This window comes from Mesobacillus subterraneus, assembly GCF_000934845.1.
Lineage (GTDB): Bacteria > Bacillota > Bacilli > Bacillales > Cytobacillaceae > Mesobacillus > Mesobacillus stamsii.
The window spans coordinates 1-16095 of the sequence record NZ_JXIQ01000088.1; the positions used below are offsets into that span (position 1 = coordinate 1).

Below are 16095 nucleotides of genomic sequence, written 5' to 3' on the forward strand. Positions count from 1 at the left end.
GCAACGATAAGTCGAGAAGCCCCCACTTCAAGCGACCAGTAAGGTTGGTAAGTGGTGGGAGTAGTTCACAAAAGGTATCCTGAAAGCGGATAAATAATTAATAGGCTCTCGGAATTTCTAGGGTAAAATCTACACACTTCCCAAAAAATTACTGGAAATAGGGTTAGGTTGGGGGTGTAACCATCTATTTTCATTGCGTTTTCAAAAATGTGCATGCCAAATAAACTTTAGTTATTTAATTTTTAAAAAATCTGACAACTAGGCTGCGATTTGAAAAATATGTTCTTTGAGAGTTTTTAGTTCATCTTCTCGGTGACTATACCAGGCATCGATATGCTGACAGATCATGATTCCAAAAATACGCATGTACCACATCATTGTAGAGCGATGGTTGCCAGCCTCTAAATGATAATCAATCTTTTCTCGTTTGTTTGAGCGTTCAACGGAGGTGCGTCGTTTGTAAGTGCATTTCCACTTTTCTGTTCCCCGTAAAGTCTTGGGAAACAAGCGCAAATTATCTTTACTGTGCGTATGGTAGGTCCGTCCATACTTGGCAGTTGAACAAGGGGTTGTGCACGTGTTTTTTGACCCGCATGCGAGTGGACAACGCCATTTCTGGCGATTTTGAGTATGGTCATATCCATTTGGCTTCATCTCTTTTCCAATTGGACAAATGGGAATACCTTCTGGTGATATTGTCATGTCACTGCCCGTTTCCATCTTCTTTTTGGTACGTTTATTTAAATCGATAATGGGCTCCACCTTTTTATGATTAATTAGTTTATAAATAGCTTCAGCGTCATGCGCTGCATCAAGGAGCATTTTATCTATCGTGCCCAAGTTGAATCGTTGCGAAAATTCAGCCCAGCTAACCACAAAGCCAATTGAGTCGTGACAGGAAGCTTTGTGTAGACGCGGGTATAAAGGTAAATCATACGGGCTATCGCAAGCATTGATCATGTAGAGAGAGTACCCGTTATAGTACTTCTCTCGATGACTATCCCATCCGCTATCGCAGTCGGGCTGGGAGTAAATACGAGGATGCTTGCATTTCGCTATACCTTGGGCATGGCAATTACAAGTGGATTTGCTTCGGGTGTGTGAAGCGGTGACGATGGGCGTGCCATCACGTTTGAAAAAGTCATGAAATTGTACCGACACCGGGGGTGTCTCCGGGTTCAAAGCCACTAATAATAGCGTAAAGGGGAACACGGCGAAGTTCATCTACCCATTCATCTATACTCTTAGTTGGATTGGTTAAAAGTAAAAGTAGATACGAACGCATCATGGAAGCAGGATCTCGTGGTTCTGGCCCTCGATTCTTGTAATAAGGCATTAGCATCGCTGTGATTTTGGATAAATCGGTAATCCAAAGTTTTTTGATTACAGGCCAATCATTACTTACAAGGACAAGGATACTACCAGAATAGTGTTTCTGCAGTTGATCCAAAACGAACTGTTGATACTCTTCATGTGGTACAAAAATTGGTTTCAAAATCTCCACCTCAATCATGGTTTTAGTAAGGAAATAAATCCCTTCAACCGCGATTATTGGGGTGGTTCTGAAAAGTCAAGTGGTTTTTCGAATGTTTTATAACAATATTTCGACATTTTATTTCCAGTTTGAAATATTGCCATAAATAAAAAATCTCCTACAAAGTAGGAGGAAAGTCAATTTGATGGGGCGAGGAAATCCTTGTCTCGTCTAACTCGGCGAATGCCGAGAGTCTATATTAGGTTGAGGAGGGATTGTTTTGTCAGATTTTCGGGTGGAAAGGGATACCATTGGTGAAATTAAGGTGCCGGCAGATAAATACTGGGGCGCACAAACGCAGCGAAGCAAGCAGAATTTCAAGATTGGGACAGAAAAGATGCCAATTGAGGTTATATACGCTTTTGCTGAAGTAAAGAAAGCGGCAGCAAGAGTGAATGCTGCTTCTGGAAAGTTATCGGAAACGAAAGCAAAGGCGATTGAGGCAGCCTGTGAGGAAATACTTGCCGGGCAATTCGATACCCATTTTCCGTTGGTTGTTTGGCAGACAGGAAGTGGAACTCAATCGAATATGAACGTCAATGAAGTAGTCGCTAGGAGAGCAAATGAACTGCTTGCGGATCATGCGGAAGAAAAGGTTCATGCGAATGATGATGTGAATATGTCGCAAAGTTCGAACGATACATTCCCGACTGCAATGCATATTGCCGCTGTTAAAAAAGTCACTTCTGAAGTATTGCCTGCTCTAGAGCTTCTAAAGGAGACATTCAGGAAAAAGGAACAGGAATTCAATGAAATTATCAAGATTGGCAGAACCCATCTCCAAGATGCGACTCCCTTGACATTGGGACAGGAAATCAGCGGATGGAAAGCGATGCTGGAAAAAGATAAACAAATGATCGAGGATGGGCTCAAGTATGCTAGAGATTTGGCAATTGGCGGAACAGCTGTCGGAACAGGAATAAATGCAGCGAAAGACTTTGGTGAGCAGGTTGCAAGCCAGCTCAGCAGTCAGCTTGGAGAAACCTTCCATTCTGCACCAAATAAATTTCAGGCTCTGACTTCACATGATGAAATGGTCTTTCTTCATGGAGCGCTAAAAGGGCTGGCAGCTGACTTGATGAAAATTGCTAATGACGTCCGCTGGCTTGCCAGTGGCCCAAGAAGTGGAATTGGTGAGCTGTCGATACCGGCTAATGAACCAGGTAGTTCCATCATGCCAGGCAAAGTCAATCCGACGCAAAGTGAAGCATTGACAATGGTGGCAACCCAGGTTTTTGGAAATGATGCGACAATCGGATTTGCAGCAAGCCAGGGGAATTTTGAATTAAATGTTTTCAAGCCGGTGATTATTTATAACTTCTTGCAAAGCGCAAGACTGCTGGCAGATGGAATGAAGTCTTTCAATACTAACTGTGCCGAAGGAATAGAAGCGAATTTGGACGTCATTGCTGGCCATGTGGACCGCTCGCTTATGCTTGTCACATCCTTGAATCCGCATATCGGTTATGAAAAAGCAGCTGAAATCGCTAAGCTTGCTTTCAAGGAAAATACGACTTTGAAGGAAGCTGCTCTAAAAACAGGTTATATAACAGCAGAGCAGTATGATGAGTGGGTCAAACCTGAAAAGATGATTTAATTTTATCGGAAGAAATTAGTGGAAAAGAAAAGCCCCCTTATAAAGGGGGCTTAAGCCATGATTATTTAATTGGGAACGAAAAGTTAGCGTGAAGACCCGCCAAGTTGCTGCTCGGCCATTTGTACAAGGCGCTTAGTGATTTCTCCACCAACTGATCCGTTAGCACGAGATGTAGTTTCAGCGCCAAGCTGAACTCCAAATTCTGTTGCGATTTCGTACTTCATTTGATCAAGAGCTTGTTGAACACCAGGAACTAATAATTGATTAGAGTTGTTACTGCTAGCCATTAATATTTCCTCCTTTGAGTTTTCAGAGTTGTATTTGGGTTAGTATTGGAGTCGAACCAATCATGGCTTTTGCCATGTCAACCTTGCTTAACCCATGAGGAAGAGATTGGCTGGGCAAGCCGGAATTGCACCGGCGCGCGTTATAGCTGCCTTCTAGGCTTAACCCAATGTTTTTTCTTGCTGCTTTATTAATAACTAGTATGTTTTGTTTCAAAAAGTTTATGCGCTAGACCGTAAAGGTAAGTAATACCATTGATATTCCTCTACATAACCGAAGTTTCTCCACACAAACTATTGGTAGCACAACAGGAGAAGGGATGGAAAGGAATGGGGATATGTCCAGTATGCAATGGCTTTATGAATGTTGCTCTGCCTTGTCCAAGCTGCAGTGGCAGCATGGAAAACAGCGGCAGAGAAGCAGACCTTTATGATGATTACAGCCCGTATATGCCTATTGATCAAATGAAACTAGAAGACGGTTATCCTGCTGATTTTCTAGAGGAAGAATGCCCTCATTTGTTTATATGTCCACGATGCGGGACAAGCAAGATGTTTTTTATCAAAGAATAATCGATTTAAGTGCATAAAAAAAGCAACCGCAATGGTTGCTTTCTTCCTTATGACCGAATCCTACTTTCTGTTTCTGCATCGAAGAAGTGAACTTTATTCATATCAAATGCCAGTTCAATGATCTGGCCTGGATTAACATCTGAGCGGGAATCCACACGCGCAACGAAATCTTGTCCTTCTAATTGAGAATAGATCATCGTTTCGGCACCAGTCAATTCAGATACCTCCACAGTTGCTTTGATCGTAGCACCGTGGGAAGCATCGATGAATAATGGTTCGTCGTGCAGATCTTCTGGTCTTACGCCGAGGACGACAGTTTTCCCTACATATCCCTTAGTGCGCAGCATTTTCATTTTTCCTTCTGGAATAGCGACGGAAGTTTGGTTGATGGTGAACTTGCCTTCTTCAAGCTTTCCTGTAAAAAAGTTCATAGAAGGAGAACCGATAAATCCGCCTACGAAGATGTTCTCAGGATTTTCATACACTTCTTTTGGTGCTCCAACCTGATGGATAATGCCGTCTTTCATAACTACCAGGCGTGTTGCCATTGTCATAGCTTCCGTCTGGTCATGTGTTACGTAAATTGTGGTTGTATTCAGGCGTCGGTGAAGTTTCGCAATTTCCGCACGCATCTGTACACGCAGCTTTGCATCAAGGTTCGATAATGGTTCATCCATTAAGAATACTTTAGCATCGCGGACGATGGCGCGTCCTAAAGCAACACGCTGGCGCTGACCGCCGGAAAGTGCCTTTGGTTTGCGATCCAAATATGGCTCAAGACCAAGAATCTTTGCTGCTTCTTTCACACGGCGGTCGATTTCGTCTTTGGGAAATTTACGAAGCTTCAAACCGAATGCCATGTTATCATATACTGTCATATGCGGATACAATGCATAGTTTTGGAAAACCATCGCGATATCTCGGTCCTTAGGAGGAACGTCGTTGACGCGCTTTCCGTCGATGTAGAAATCACCTTTAGAAATTTCCTCAAGACCTGCGATCATCCGAAGAGTGGTGGATTTACCACAGCCCGATGGTCCGACAAATACGACGAATTCTTTGTCATCGATTTGCAGGTTGAAGTCTTCTACTGCAGTTACTTTGTTATCATAAACTTTATATATGTGGTCTAATTTTAACTCGGCCATTTTTAAAGCCTCCCCTGAATGTTTGTCTACAAGAATAGTGTAACGGAAAGGCCAGCCATTAATCATCAGCAGGATGCACAAAAAAATGAAAGCCCTTTTATGCAATATGTTCAAAGTAAGTAAATCAATACAGTTCTTTAAAAAGACCGGCAAAATAAACGACGATCGCTGCGTCAAAATCCTTTAGCTGCACGCCGGTTTTTTCGGTGAATTTTTCCAGTCGGTACTGAAGGGTATTTCGATGTACATACAATTTCTTCGCTGCAAGAGAAACATTGGAGTTGCTCTCCAGGAATGTTCTGATCGTAGCCATCAGCTCTTTGTCATCTCTGAATGGTTCTAGAATGGAATTGGCGAGAATCTCCTGTAGATGAGCTGGGAGCTGTGTTGCCAGGAGCATTGGGAACGCTTTTTCAAATGTGAAAACTTCTCTCCGATTCGTAAGTTTCATTACTTCATGAAATACCTGTTTTTCGTTGCGGAAATGGTCAGGGAGCTGCTCGGAAACTGTTTGGAATTTGCCGAGATAAAAAGCAATTTTCATAAAAAAGTCGCTTTCTAATGTTGCTGATATCGATTGAAGCTCGTCGGCATTTTCGATGATTTCCTTCTTTTCTTCCATGATCATTCCATAGGAATCCTTCATCCAGAGGATTGTATGGTCAGGAAAAAAGCCTTTCAAAGCTTCATTGATTTCCTCTGTTTCAATGTTTTTTCCTTGAAGCTGGAATTGGATGAAACGAACCTCATCAGCAGCTGACTGTGGTATTGTTCCACCATGGAAAAGAAAATCACTCCACGCAAGTGCTTTTCCAGAAAGGGAAGCGGTCTGGTGATCGATGTCAACATACTGAAGCAGATTCTTCAGCAAGTCAAGCTGGTCCTCCGTTATATGTTCTTTTGGAATGCTGATCCACAACGGCTTCTCTGCGGTACTGTGAAACCAGTAATGGTCAGATGATGGATGAGTGGGAAAATGATTATACGTGACAGAATCAGGGAAATAAGCTACTATTTTATTCATCATATTAGTATCCTCAAATTTCATTTGATTAAAATGAACATATCTTATATTATAACAGGTGTGACTTTTAAATGTGTGATCTGGGAGAAACTGATAGAAATAACGAAGATAATAGATGAAGTACGGAGTAAGTAGGAGAGAGGTGCAGGGAAATGGAATACACGCAAGAAATGAAAAATCGCTTAAAGCGGCTGGAAGGGCAAGTTCGCGGTGTGATCCGGATGATGGAAGAAGAAAATCACTGCAAGGATGTTGTCACACAATTATCTGCGGTCCGTTCTGCAGTAGACCGGACAATTGGTGTTATCGTAGCTAAGAACCTGGAATCATGCATCACGGAAGCATCAAAAGAAGGAAAAGAAGCAGATGAAGCAATTAAAGAGGCAGTCAATATGATTGTGAAAAGCAGATAAGACACCAGCATCCCTTTGGATGTGGTGTCTTTTTTTGGTTTTGTCATCTGGATTGTAAATGCGACGGATAGTCTCGGTGTCAAGCCCCAGGTTAAACGGATCTCTGGGGTTTCGGTAACTTTATGGAGGGGAAGGAACCTCAATCGGAAAAACCAGTTTTTCGGAAAAATAAATCAACAAGTGCAAGGATCCTTTTTTCTTCGATTTGGGTTTCATCGAAGCTCATCGGCTTCGAATTCACTTCAAAAATGACATATTCCTCTTCTTCAGTGAGCGCAGCATCAAGCGAGAATTCGCCGAAATAACCGAGTTTTTTTGTTAACAGCTGTCCGATTTCTTTTACTGCCCAAGCGAAAAATTCATCATGTCTAGGATGCTTTACTTTCCGATAGGGAAGCACGATTCCGCCATTCGGTACGTGAGTGGTCAAGTCTTCTTGCTCTGATTGGCGGATGCCGATCCCGGTTACTTCATAACCATTCAGTCCATCGTGGGCATGGACGCGGAAATCAAACCGTTTTCCATCGATAGCTGCAGGCTTGATCTCTTTTTGTGCAATATAATCGTGTTTTAACAATTGCCTTGATTTTGCCTTCCAAAATTCCTCCACATTTGTAAACATATTGCGGTGAGAACGACTCTTAATCTCGATATGTCCATTTAGCTGCCGAAGCCGGAAAATCCCGATACCTTTGGAGGAAGCTGCAGGCTTCAGGTAAATACCCTGATGTTTTTCAAGAAACGCTGCCAGCTGAATCATCGTTTTGACACTAATACTTTCAGGCATGTGCTTCCTTAATGATGGATGGCTTGCAAAAATGGCGTACAACGTGTCTTTATTTAGAAAAGCCGGATTGAAGAAAGGAATACCGAGTGCAGTGAAATAATTGGCTGCGTCCTTGAAAGCTTGTTGCTGTTCTGCTTTTCTAAATGGTACACGGTTGAAGACGAGATGGGGTAGCGGTGTCTTGACAGGGATCCATATGTTAGCTTCTGGTAAAAATGTGAGCCCAGTAAGGCCATCTTTGACGACGGTTTCCGGAGGGAAAACAACAACCAGTCCATTGCGTTCCCTGATCAATTTCTGCAGTGATTGGAATAAGGAACTATTTCCTGCCAGGGCCATCTCTTTGCTCATGGAAGTCATAACTCCCACTAGCGGACCAAGATTACCATCCTTGTTTTTGAAAGGGAACGAAAGTGTCTCCTTGGAGCGAATGCTTGAAGGGGTGGAACGAATTGCGATTTCATTAAAGCCAAAGCTGATGGTTTCTAAAGCTTTGGCTTCATGAGTCCATTCCTTCGATTCTGGACGATAGCTTAGATTCATTGGAAAAGCTCCTCAGGTGCAGTAATGGCTTTTTCTGCCAAAAAAACGCCAAAAGACAAGGAAAGCTTACGGGTGAGCAAATCGAAATTTTTCAGTTTCGGATGTTTGAATATCGACCTGCCTGGCTTTGAATTTGCCTCGAACAACCAGACTTTTCCTGATTTATCGATTCCTAGATCAAAACCAATCTCGCCAATTATTCCTTCCATGTTTTTTTCTAAAACGGAGCTTAAGGTCAAGGCTGCCTTTGTAAGTTTTTTTTCACATGTTTCTCGCTCTTCTTGGTCCTCGAATAACTCATCTAGTGATTTTACTGTGCCGCCGTTGTTTACGTGAGTGGTCACACTTCCATTTCCGGCAATTTTTGCGGCAATCGCTGCCAGCTGCCACTGTCCGTATTCGTCTTTATTCGTATGCACCCTGAAATCGATCAGTCGCTTGTCAGAGCGCAGCAGGTGGATGCCCTGCTGGACAATCATTTGTGACAGGTTCCGGTTATGAAAAATCTTTTTCATTAGTTTTTCAAGACTGTCAAATTTCGTTAATTTATTGATTCCTTCCTGATCCCGGTAGCGGCAATAATAGTAGCCATTCTGCTTATCAAACAGGATTTGATGAATTCCGAGGCCAAGGCTTCCATTGGCTGGTTTTACATAGACATTTCCATAGTTTGAGAGCATCCGTTCCATTACAGAGAAAGAAGAAAACTGATGGGTTTCCGGTAAGTATTCAACAGCCCGTTCATCCTGCTGCAGCCGTTCGAATACATCAAGCTTTGAGAAAAAGCCAGGATTATACCAAGGAATCAGATAATCGGTTTGCATTCTTGCTTTTAAGCTGCGCAGCTCCGACTTCCTCTCCGTTCGTCTGTTCGGGAGGCGATCGTATATTACATTAGGAAATGGAACCTTCAATATCTTCCATCCGCCATCGACAAAGAAATAGCCGTCAATTAATCCTTGATCCCAATCGATATGCTCCTCGCCGAAAACAAACGGCAGGGCGCCAACTGATTTGTTGACCGAGAGCAGCTTGGCGAAAACCATCGATCGCTCGCCGATCGGCCTTAAAGGATAAGAGGTGAATCCGGATGTCAGGATGCCAATCAGTGGACCGATAAACAGTGTCTGCTGGTCGATGAAAACATGCAGAGGAACCGATAAATCCGGCATGGAAAGCTCTTTCTGAACGTCATTGCTCAAAACAATTACATTTCTCCCTTTAGGATGGGGTGCGACGGTGACAGGGAGCAGCTTATTGCCAAAAGCGACTCTTCTAATATCCTTGCTATTTGGAAGATCTGCGGGGATGAAGACAAGCTGCTTGGAGTGATGAATAAACTCCACTGGATATTTTTTTCTCATAAATGTTGTTCCTCTCTTTCTGGCAGAGTTTGCGAAAGTAGCATCGCAAATTCAAGCGGAGCTTGGTAGAGAACTTCCTTCAACTCGGGATCGATGGATGTGATCACCTTTCTGCCCGGCTTTGAATTCGTATCCAAAACCCATAATGCATAATCTTTTGAGACGCCGATATCGATGCCGAGCTCAAATAATCTCGGAAAGGACGCTTCAAGGATGCCGGGCAATATGGAGAGGATCTCTTCTAATTCGAGAGAAAGGAAGTTCCTCGTACGGACATCCAGCGAACCTACAAAGTCTTCAAATGCAACGATTTCACCGCCTGCAGCCAGGTTTGACAGGATGCCATCCTGATGCCCGCGTCGTATTCCCTTTCCACGCAAAACCCAATTGTCACTCCGATCCTTTTGCAGCAGAATTCTAATATCGAAAGGACGATTTTGTGAATCGGAAAGTGCGAGGTAAGGCTGGATCATGTATTCATTTTTTTTGAAAAGTCTGTTGAGCCAGTTCTCTGTCTCACTCGTCGATCCAAACACCGTCTCTGATAGCCTGCCATTTACGTCAGCCGAGAGTGTGAACTTTCTGTCTGAATATTTTATTTTAAAGATTCCGGCACCACCAGAACCGAAAACTGGTTTTAGGATGGCGGTATTCCACTTGTTCAACTGGGCGAGGACAGTTTTTCCGCTAGCGGCTAGAATGGTTTCTGGAACATAGGGAGCCAGTTTGGAGCTGGATAGCACCTCGTATATCCTCCATTTATTTGGCAATCCATTACCTAAAAAGGTGATATCTTTCCGGTTCTTCAGCCATTTTACAATTGCCATAGCCTGTTTTGATTCGAGGTCCGTTGCATAAAAGCATCTGTCATAAATAATAGTTGGCAGCGGAAACTGTGCCTTTTCCCACTTCCCTTTCTTGGCGTCATATTTCTCTCCCATTACCACTTCGGTAATCGGCTGGATATTTGCTGGCGAAAACCTGAAGCAAGTAAATTTTTCAGGATTTGCACGCCTGGCAATTTCAGTAAAGTAGCGGTGCTCACTATTGAATGATCGTGCCATCATTCCAAATGAAATCATTTTTCCTGTCTCCTTTTGGGCTAACGCTCACAAAGTCCGTAGCAATGGTCAATCACGGCTTTCGTCGAAGGTCTGATTTTAGAGCCTCGCTCTTCAAAATTCTTAGATGGTTTGGAGTTTGCTTCGATCAGCCATAACTTTCCTTTCGTGTCGATTCCAATATCGATTCCAAGCTCTGCATGATGCCCCGCAGCATTCCGGCTGATTGTTTCAGCGGTTTCGAGTGCCAGCTCCTTCATCAGTGCCAGTTGATGCCGGGCCTGTTCCTTCCCGAAAAGCAATGCAAGTGTGTACACTGGCTTCATGACTTCGCCACCGCGAGCAATATTGGAAACAAAAAACGTTTCGGCGGAAACCCTGGCGACAATCGAAGTTACCTTCCAGAATTGTTGGGCATTTTTATGGCAGAGAATTCTGAAGTCCATAGTACGGCCATTGAATTCGGCAAGCTGCACCCCTTGTTGAATGATGCAAAGCCTTTTCTCGACTAGCTGCGCGATTGCGCGTGCCAGTCCCCCGTCCTGCTGAAACGGAGGGATAATCTTTGCCGGCAGGGAGGATAAGGAAACCTTGATTAAGCCGTCTGACTGGGTCAGCTGAATAATATTCCGCCCTTGGCTTCCATGTACTGGCTTAATATAGAGCTCATCATACTGCTCCAGCATTTTTTCAAGCGCGCTGTCGCTGTATAAATGCGTTTCTGGTAGGAAGGACCGCAAATGCTCCTCCATCATTAAAAATTCATGTATTTCCCATTTGGAAAGAAAGCGATGATTAAAGAACTTTATTCCCAATCTATCCAATTTATTTAAAAAATCGATAAATCTTTTGCTGAATTCGGTTCTTCGGGAAGAGATCCGGTTGTAAATGACATCAGGTAAAGGGAGGAAATCCTTCGTCCATTCCTCGGTGTCCTGATTGTAAAAAAAGCCCTCAACACCTTTTTCAGAAAAGCTTTTCAGTGAAAAAACGTAAAAGCTTCCACCTAAATCCGAAATCCCTTGATGGAGTTCTTCACAAAAGGAATGGACTTTGCCGAAGTTTGGTCGGCCATCTTCGTTTATCTCAGTCAGCAATGCAATGACGGGCTGAGTAGATTGACTTTTAAATGTAGTTAATCTCATAGATTCCCCCCTTTTTTTTAAAAGCTGCCGTATGGAAACAGCCTTTTGTAAAATAGGCAAACACATATATTTCATGGTATGAATAATGGTGGTTATTGGTGATTTTGGTGCAACGGAAGTTTCTGCTAACTTGAACTTTTGGCATGGAGCATCATAGTTTGTTATAGTGTAGTGGAGTGTTAAATGGAGAAGGAGTGATGGAAATGGCAGTCAATACTTACGATTCAGCCTATGATTTAGAAAAAGCAATTAGGAACAGTACGGAATACACAGAATTGAAGCAACTTTACGATGAGGTGAACAGTGACCCATCGGCAAAAACGATGTTTGAGAACTTCCGCAATATCCAGCTTCAGCTGCAGGAAAAGCAAATGACCGGCCAGGAGATTACCCAGGAAGAAGTAGAGCAGGCACAAAAGACGGTAGCATTGGTTCAGCAGCATGAGTCGATTTCCAAACTGATGGAAGCAGAACAAAGAATGAGCATGGTCATTGCGGAGCTTAATCAGATCATTATGAAGCCTCTAGAAGAGCTTTATGGTAACCCAGAGTATCAACAGTAGATTTTTCAGGACTCCCGGAGGCAACATACCGAGAGTCTTTTTCGAATGGCGCTCCTGTTCTATTCTTTCGGTTTTTATCATACAAGTTAATTAAGGATAAAAACACCGAAGAAATGGGGGCATAAACATGATTTACCGTCTTCTTGCGCTAAACGTGGATGGAACGATTCTACAATCGAATGGAAGGCTCCATAAATCAACAAGGGATGCGATCGAGTACGTCCAGCAAAAGGGGATTTATGTTACATTAGTAACCTCCAGAAGCTTCCCATCTGCCAAAAAAGTGGCGAAAGCGTTGAAAATACATTCATTGCTAGTAACCCATCTTGGCGCATATATTTCACATGATCTCCGCAGCGATCCTGTGTTTGAAAAAAGAATTCCAGAGGATATGACCTTTCAGCTCGTCAGGTTCCTCGAAAGCTTTCCATGTCAGATTCGATTGGTTCATGAAAAGTTTTCGCTGGCTAATAAGTATAAATTAAATCATAATTTGTTGGCAAAAACAGTGTTCACTTCGGGTGACCCGATTTTCTATTCACAGCAATTCACGGATTCTATTAGTGATACACTTGTGAATGATCCGATATCTTTGCCTAAGATTGAAGTCTACTTTGAGTATGAGAAAGATCTGGCAGATGCACAGCAGGCGATCAACGGAATGTTTTCAGAAGTCTCCGTTTCGAAGTTGAATGAGTATCGGCTCGATATCATGCCTGAAGGTGTATCTAAGCTAAATGGCCTGATCCAGCTTGGCGAGCATCTTGGCATCCCGCTGAAGGAAATGGTCGCAATCGGCGATAGCAGGGACGATATCGATATGATTGAAGCTTGTGGCTTGGGCGTAGCGATGGGCAATGCCACTCCCGAAGTTAAGAAGGCTGCGGATTGGGTGACCCGTTCCAATAACCAGCACGGCGTCAGCTATATGGTTAAGGAACACTTCCGCAAACAGCAGCCAATTGAATTTCTTCGAAAAATGAATATTATTAAAATGTAAAAATAGAAGCATGCCTGACTGTAGGCATGCTTTTATTAATGATTGATTTGCAGTTTAAAACGGGTAGCCTTTACAGTGCATCCCCATTCTATTACACTTATTGCAGCATGTTAAATGGAAAAGGTGATAATTTCATGAGAATTCATATAAAAGGCTTGGCTGATGAAAGGTTCCAACGGCCATTGGAGCTGATCGCGAATCTATTTTTCGAGGAATCAAAAGTGAATTTCGGCGAAACTGAACCAGAAGCAGACGCAAGAATTGATTTTGAAGTTTATTTCGAAGAAACCATTCTTGTAAAAGCAGTTTTAATCCCGCAGGATGGGAAGATTTTTACCGCAGAGGCCAATAAAAAAGTTCCTGCAGGCTTAAGCGAAAAAGAAGCATTCAAACTGTCCAAAACGGTTGTTTCAAGAGCGTATTTACAAGTGCTCCAAAACTGGACAGGCATCATCCAGAAGTGGGGAATTCTTACCGGCGTCCGGCCGACTAAGCTTCTGCACAAGAAACTTCGTGAAGGAGCAGAGCTGGAGACAGCCCATAAAGAACTGAAAGAGCAATATTTGATTTCAGATGAAAAAATCAAGCTCATGCAGCGAATTGTCGATCGTCAGCTTGCTGTTCTTCCAGATCTGTACCATTTAAAAAATGGGGTTAGCATCTATATCGGCATCCCTTTCTGCCCGACAAAATGTGCGTATTGTACCTTCCCAGCATACGCAATCAACGGACGTCAGGGTTCAGTCGATTCGTTCCTTGGCGGTCTCCACTATGAAATACGACAAATCGGCGACTGGCTGAAGAAAAATAATCGTAAAATCACGACGATTTATTATGGAGGAGGAACACCGACTTCCATTACAGCCGAGGAGATGGACATGCTTTATGAAGAGGTCCATCAATCGTTTCCGGATGTCGAAAACATCAGGGAAGTAACAGTCGAAGCCGGCCGTCCAGACACGATCACACCTGAAAAACTGGAAGTCTTGAAAAAGTGGAATATTGACCGGATCAGCATCAATCCGCAGTCTTACATCCAGGAAACATTGAAGGCAATCGGCCGTCATCATACGGTGGAAGAAACGATTGAAAAATTCCATCTTGCCCGCGGAATGGGCATGAACAATATCAATATGGATTTGATTATCGGTCTTCCAGGTGAAGGGACGAAGGAATTCGACCATACGCTTGCTGAAACAAAAAAGCTGATGCCGGAATCGCTGACAGTCCATACGCTTTCCTTTAAAAGAGCATCAGAAATGACGAGGAACAAACAGAAATACAAAGTCGCTGACCGCATTGAAATCGAAGAAATGATGAAGATGGCAGAAACTTGGACGAAAGAGCATGACTATGTGCCATATTATCTTTATAGGCAAAAAAACATTCTCGGGAATCTGGAGAATGTAGGGTACGCCTTTCCAGGTCAGGAAAGCCTGTACAATATCATCATCATGGAAGAACAGCAGACCATCATTGGCCTTGGCTGCGGCGCATCAAGTAAATTCATCGATCCAGAGACCGGCAGCATCACGCAATTTTCCAATCCAAAGGATCCTAAGTCCTATAACGATAGCTTTGTAGAATATGCTGCTAAAAAGATTGGAATTCTTGATTCATTGTTCAACAAAGGGAAGAACGCTCCCGAATGATTCATTTCGGGAGCTATTTTGACCTGTTTAGGGGTTAATTTTGGATAAAAAAAGAAGATTAAGCTATTCAAAGCTGGATTTCCGCTAAAACGCACCTTGATTCCGCGAAAAAGACAAAGAATTCCGCGAAAATTCACCATAATCCCGCGAAAAAGTGGATGAATTCCGCGAACTGGAAAACGCAGAAGATTTTCCAGTCCATGACCAGAACATTCTATCAAAAAAAGTTTTTTAAAATATACCATCTCCCTATATAATAAAAATATACGGACTATTGGAGGGGATAAAGGTGGCGATTGAGTTTCCAACGGACACTGTAAAGTTAGGCATGGACGGGCGTGTAGCTGTCCTGGAAATGAACAGACCCGAATCACTGAACGCCCTTGATGTGGAAATGATCAGGGGAATCACGAAGAACCTTAAAGAAATCTGCCAGTCGGATGAAATCGATATCGTGGTGATAAAAGGGGCAGGTCGTGCTTTTTCTGCTGGCGGCGATATTAAAACAATGCTATCCAATGAAAATGAAAGCGATTTCTACAATGTGATGGATGATATTCATGACATGATTGTCACCCTTTACAACATGCCTAAGTTAACGATCAGTGCTGTAACAGGAGCTGCGGCTGGTCTTGGCTTCAGTCTTGCCCTAGCGACGGATTACATTATTGCTGAGCCATCGAGCAAAATTGCGATGAATTTTATTGGAATTGGCTTGATTCCTGATGGGGGCGGACACTTTTTCATGGAAGAGCGGCTGGGAGAAACAAAGGCGAAGCAGGTGATATGGAATGGTACGACGCTATCGGCAACAGAGGCATTCCGACTTGGAATGATTGATGAAGTAACGGAAGCAGATTTCAGCGCAGCAGTTGATCAAAAAGTACAGGAATGGCTGAACAAACCGGTACAGGCAATGATCAAAACCAAAAAAATCATTGCCGAAAAAAATCGATCTTCATTACTGAAAATTTTGGAATTGGAAAAATACGGACAATTTAAAATGCGTCAAACAGAAGATCATCAAGAAGGCATAAAAGCTTTCCTCGAAAAGAGAAAGCCCCATTTCAAAGGTAGATAAAAAAAGCGAAGAGGAAGGTCCTCTTCGCTTTTTTTACGGATGAAACAATATCAACTTTCCTCTCGGTGAAGTACAGCGGTGTGTTTTATCGCTTAAGTTCTTTTCTTCGAGCATTTTTGCGCCGATTTCTTTTGCCTCGTCATCATTTCCGGCCTGAAACGATTCATCCATCAGTTTTTCTCCATTTGATTCAAAGGCTGTCAGTTTGTATGTATCCATAACAAAATCTCCTTTGTTATAAAATTCAGATGATTACTATTATTTTTGCATAATTATTTCAAATGTGCAAAACAAAAAACATCAAAATATGAAACTTTTTCCAAACT

General features: G+C 42.8%; 17 protein-coding genes. 7 read left to right on the top strand and 10 right to left on the bottom strand.

Annotation, left to right across the window (positions count from 1 at the left end; translation table 11 throughout):
• Positions 1-258: 258 nt before the first annotated feature.
• A complete protein-coding gene (locus tag UB32_RS11120; RefSeq protein WP_241768480.1) occupies positions 259-1161 on the bottom strand; it encodes a transposase in 903 nt (300 codons plus the stop codon).
• The gene (locus tag UB32_RS20510) at positions 1142-1495 is read right to left on the bottom strand and encodes a hypothetical protein (protein ID WP_241768481.1); all 354 of its coding nucleotides are present in this window, start codon (positions 1493-1495) and stop codon (positions 1142-1144) included. The genes UB32_RS11120 and UB32_RS20510 overlap by 20 nt, the downstream gene beginning before the upstream one ends.
• A gap of 259 nt (positions 1496-1754) precedes the next feature.
• Between UB32_RS20510 and fumC the strand changes: the two genes are divergently transcribed.
• The gene (fumC, locus tag UB32_RS11125; protein WP_044393809.1) at positions 1755-3131 is read left to right on the top strand and encodes a class II fumarate hydratase; all 1377 of its coding nucleotides are present in this window, start codon (positions 1755-1757) and stop codon (positions 3129-3131) included.
• An 83-nt stretch (positions 3132-3214) separates the two neighbouring features.
• Here the strand turns inward: fumC and UB32_RS11130 are convergent, their stop codons facing one another.
• Positions 3215-3418, bottom strand: a complete 204-nt coding sequence (locus UB32_RS11130; RefSeq protein WP_044393811.1) for an alpha/beta-type small acid-soluble spore protein — start codon at positions 3416-3418, stop codon at positions 3215-3217.
• Between the two features lie 327 nt (positions 3419-3745).
• Between UB32_RS11130 and UB32_RS11135 the strand changes: the two genes are divergently transcribed.
• Entirely contained in the window at positions 3746-3988 is a 243-nt protein-coding gene (locus UB32_RS11135; RefSeq protein ID WP_044393813.1) for a hypothetical protein, read from the top strand.
• 47 nt (positions 3989-4035) lie between these two features.
• On the opposite strand, the gene UB32_RS11140 is transcribed toward UB32_RS11135, so the two are convergent.
• Both UB32_RS11140 and UB32_RS11145 read right to left on the bottom strand, forming a co-directional pair.
• Positions 4036-5136, bottom strand: coding sequence for an ABC transporter ATP-binding protein (locus tag UB32_RS11140; RefSeq protein ID WP_044393815.1), 1101 nt, complete (start codon positions 5134-5136; stop codon positions 4036-4038).
• A 124-nt stretch (positions 5137-5260) separates the two neighbouring features.
• Positions 5261-6163: a PucR family transcriptional regulator gene (locus tag UB32_RS11145; RefSeq protein WP_044393817.1), complete on the bottom strand. Its 903-nt coding sequence runs from the start codon at positions 6161-6163 to the stop codon at positions 5261-5263.
• Between the two features lie 149 nt (positions 6164-6312).
• Here UB32_RS11145 and UB32_RS11150 point away from each other — a divergent pair, with 149 nt between their 5' ends.
• Positions 6313-6573 carry a metal-sensitive transcriptional regulator gene (locus UB32_RS11150; RefSeq protein WP_044393818.1) on the top strand — a complete coding sequence of 87 codons (261 nt, stop codon included), beginning with the start codon at positions 6313-6315 and terminating at the stop codon, positions 6571-6573.
• A 139-nt stretch (positions 6574-6712) separates the two neighbouring features.
• Here UB32_RS11150 and UB32_RS11155 read toward each other — a convergent pair whose 3' ends face one another.
• The 4 genes from UB32_RS11155 to UB32_RS11170 are packed head-to-tail and all read right to left on the bottom strand — an operon-like array spanning position 6713 to position 11473.
• On the bottom strand, positions 6713-7903 hold the full coding sequence (locus tag UB32_RS11155; RefSeq protein ID WP_044393821.1) for a YheC/YheD family protein: 1191 nt from the start codon (positions 7901-7903) through the stop codon (positions 6713-6715).
• Entirely contained in the window at positions 7900-9267 is a 1368-nt protein-coding gene (locus tag UB32_RS11160) for a YheC/YheD family protein (RefSeq protein WP_044393822.1), read from the bottom strand. Before UB32_RS11160 ends, UB32_RS11155 begins: the two co-directional genes overlap by 4 nt.
• On the bottom strand, positions 9264-10349 hold the full coding sequence (locus UB32_RS11165) for a YheC/YheD family protein (RefSeq protein ID WP_044393823.1): 1086 nt from the start codon (positions 10347-10349) through the stop codon (positions 9264-9266). The genes UB32_RS11160 and UB32_RS11165 overlap by 4 nt, the downstream gene beginning before the upstream one ends.
• Positions 10350-10369: 20 nt before the next feature.
• A complete protein-coding gene (locus tag UB32_RS11170) occupies positions 10370-11473 on the bottom strand; it encodes a YheC/YheD family protein (protein ID WP_044393825.1) in 1104 nt (367 codons plus the stop codon).
• A gap of 203 nt (positions 11474-11676) precedes the next feature.
• Here UB32_RS11170 and UB32_RS11175 point away from each other — a divergent pair, with 203 nt between their 5' ends.
• From UB32_RS11175 to UB32_RS11190, 4 genes are all read left to right on the top strand, one after another.
• Complete coding sequence (locus UB32_RS11175; RefSeq protein WP_044393855.1) at positions 11677-12036, top strand: YlbF family regulator; 360 nt, start codon at positions 11677-11679, stop codon at positions 12034-12036.
• 127 nt (positions 12037-12163) lie between these two features.
• Positions 12164-13036: a Cof-type HAD-IIB family hydrolase gene (locus tag UB32_RS11180; RefSeq protein ID WP_044393827.1), complete on the top strand. Its 873-nt coding sequence runs from the start codon at positions 12164-12166 to the stop codon at positions 13034-13036.
• A gap of 134 nt (positions 13037-13170) precedes the next feature.
• On the top strand, positions 13171-14688 hold the full coding sequence (locus UB32_RS11185; protein ID WP_044393828.1) for a coproporphyrinogen III oxidase: 1518 nt from the start codon (positions 13171-13173) through the stop codon (positions 14686-14688).
• A 289-nt stretch (positions 14689-14977) separates the two neighbouring features.
• On the top strand, positions 14978-15769 hold the full coding sequence (locus UB32_RS11190) for an enoyl-CoA hydratase (protein ID WP_084221805.1): 792 nt from the start codon (positions 14978-14980) through the stop codon (positions 15767-15769).
• A gap of 33 nt (positions 15770-15802) precedes the next feature.
• Here the strand turns inward: UB32_RS11190 and UB32_RS11195 are convergent, their stop codons facing one another.
• The gene (locus tag UB32_RS11195; protein WP_044393829.1) at positions 15803-15988 is read right to left on the bottom strand and encodes a YhzD family protein; all 186 of its coding nucleotides are present in this window, start codon (positions 15986-15988) and stop codon (positions 15803-15805) included.
• Between the last annotated feature and the right edge of the window lie 107 nt (positions 15989-16095).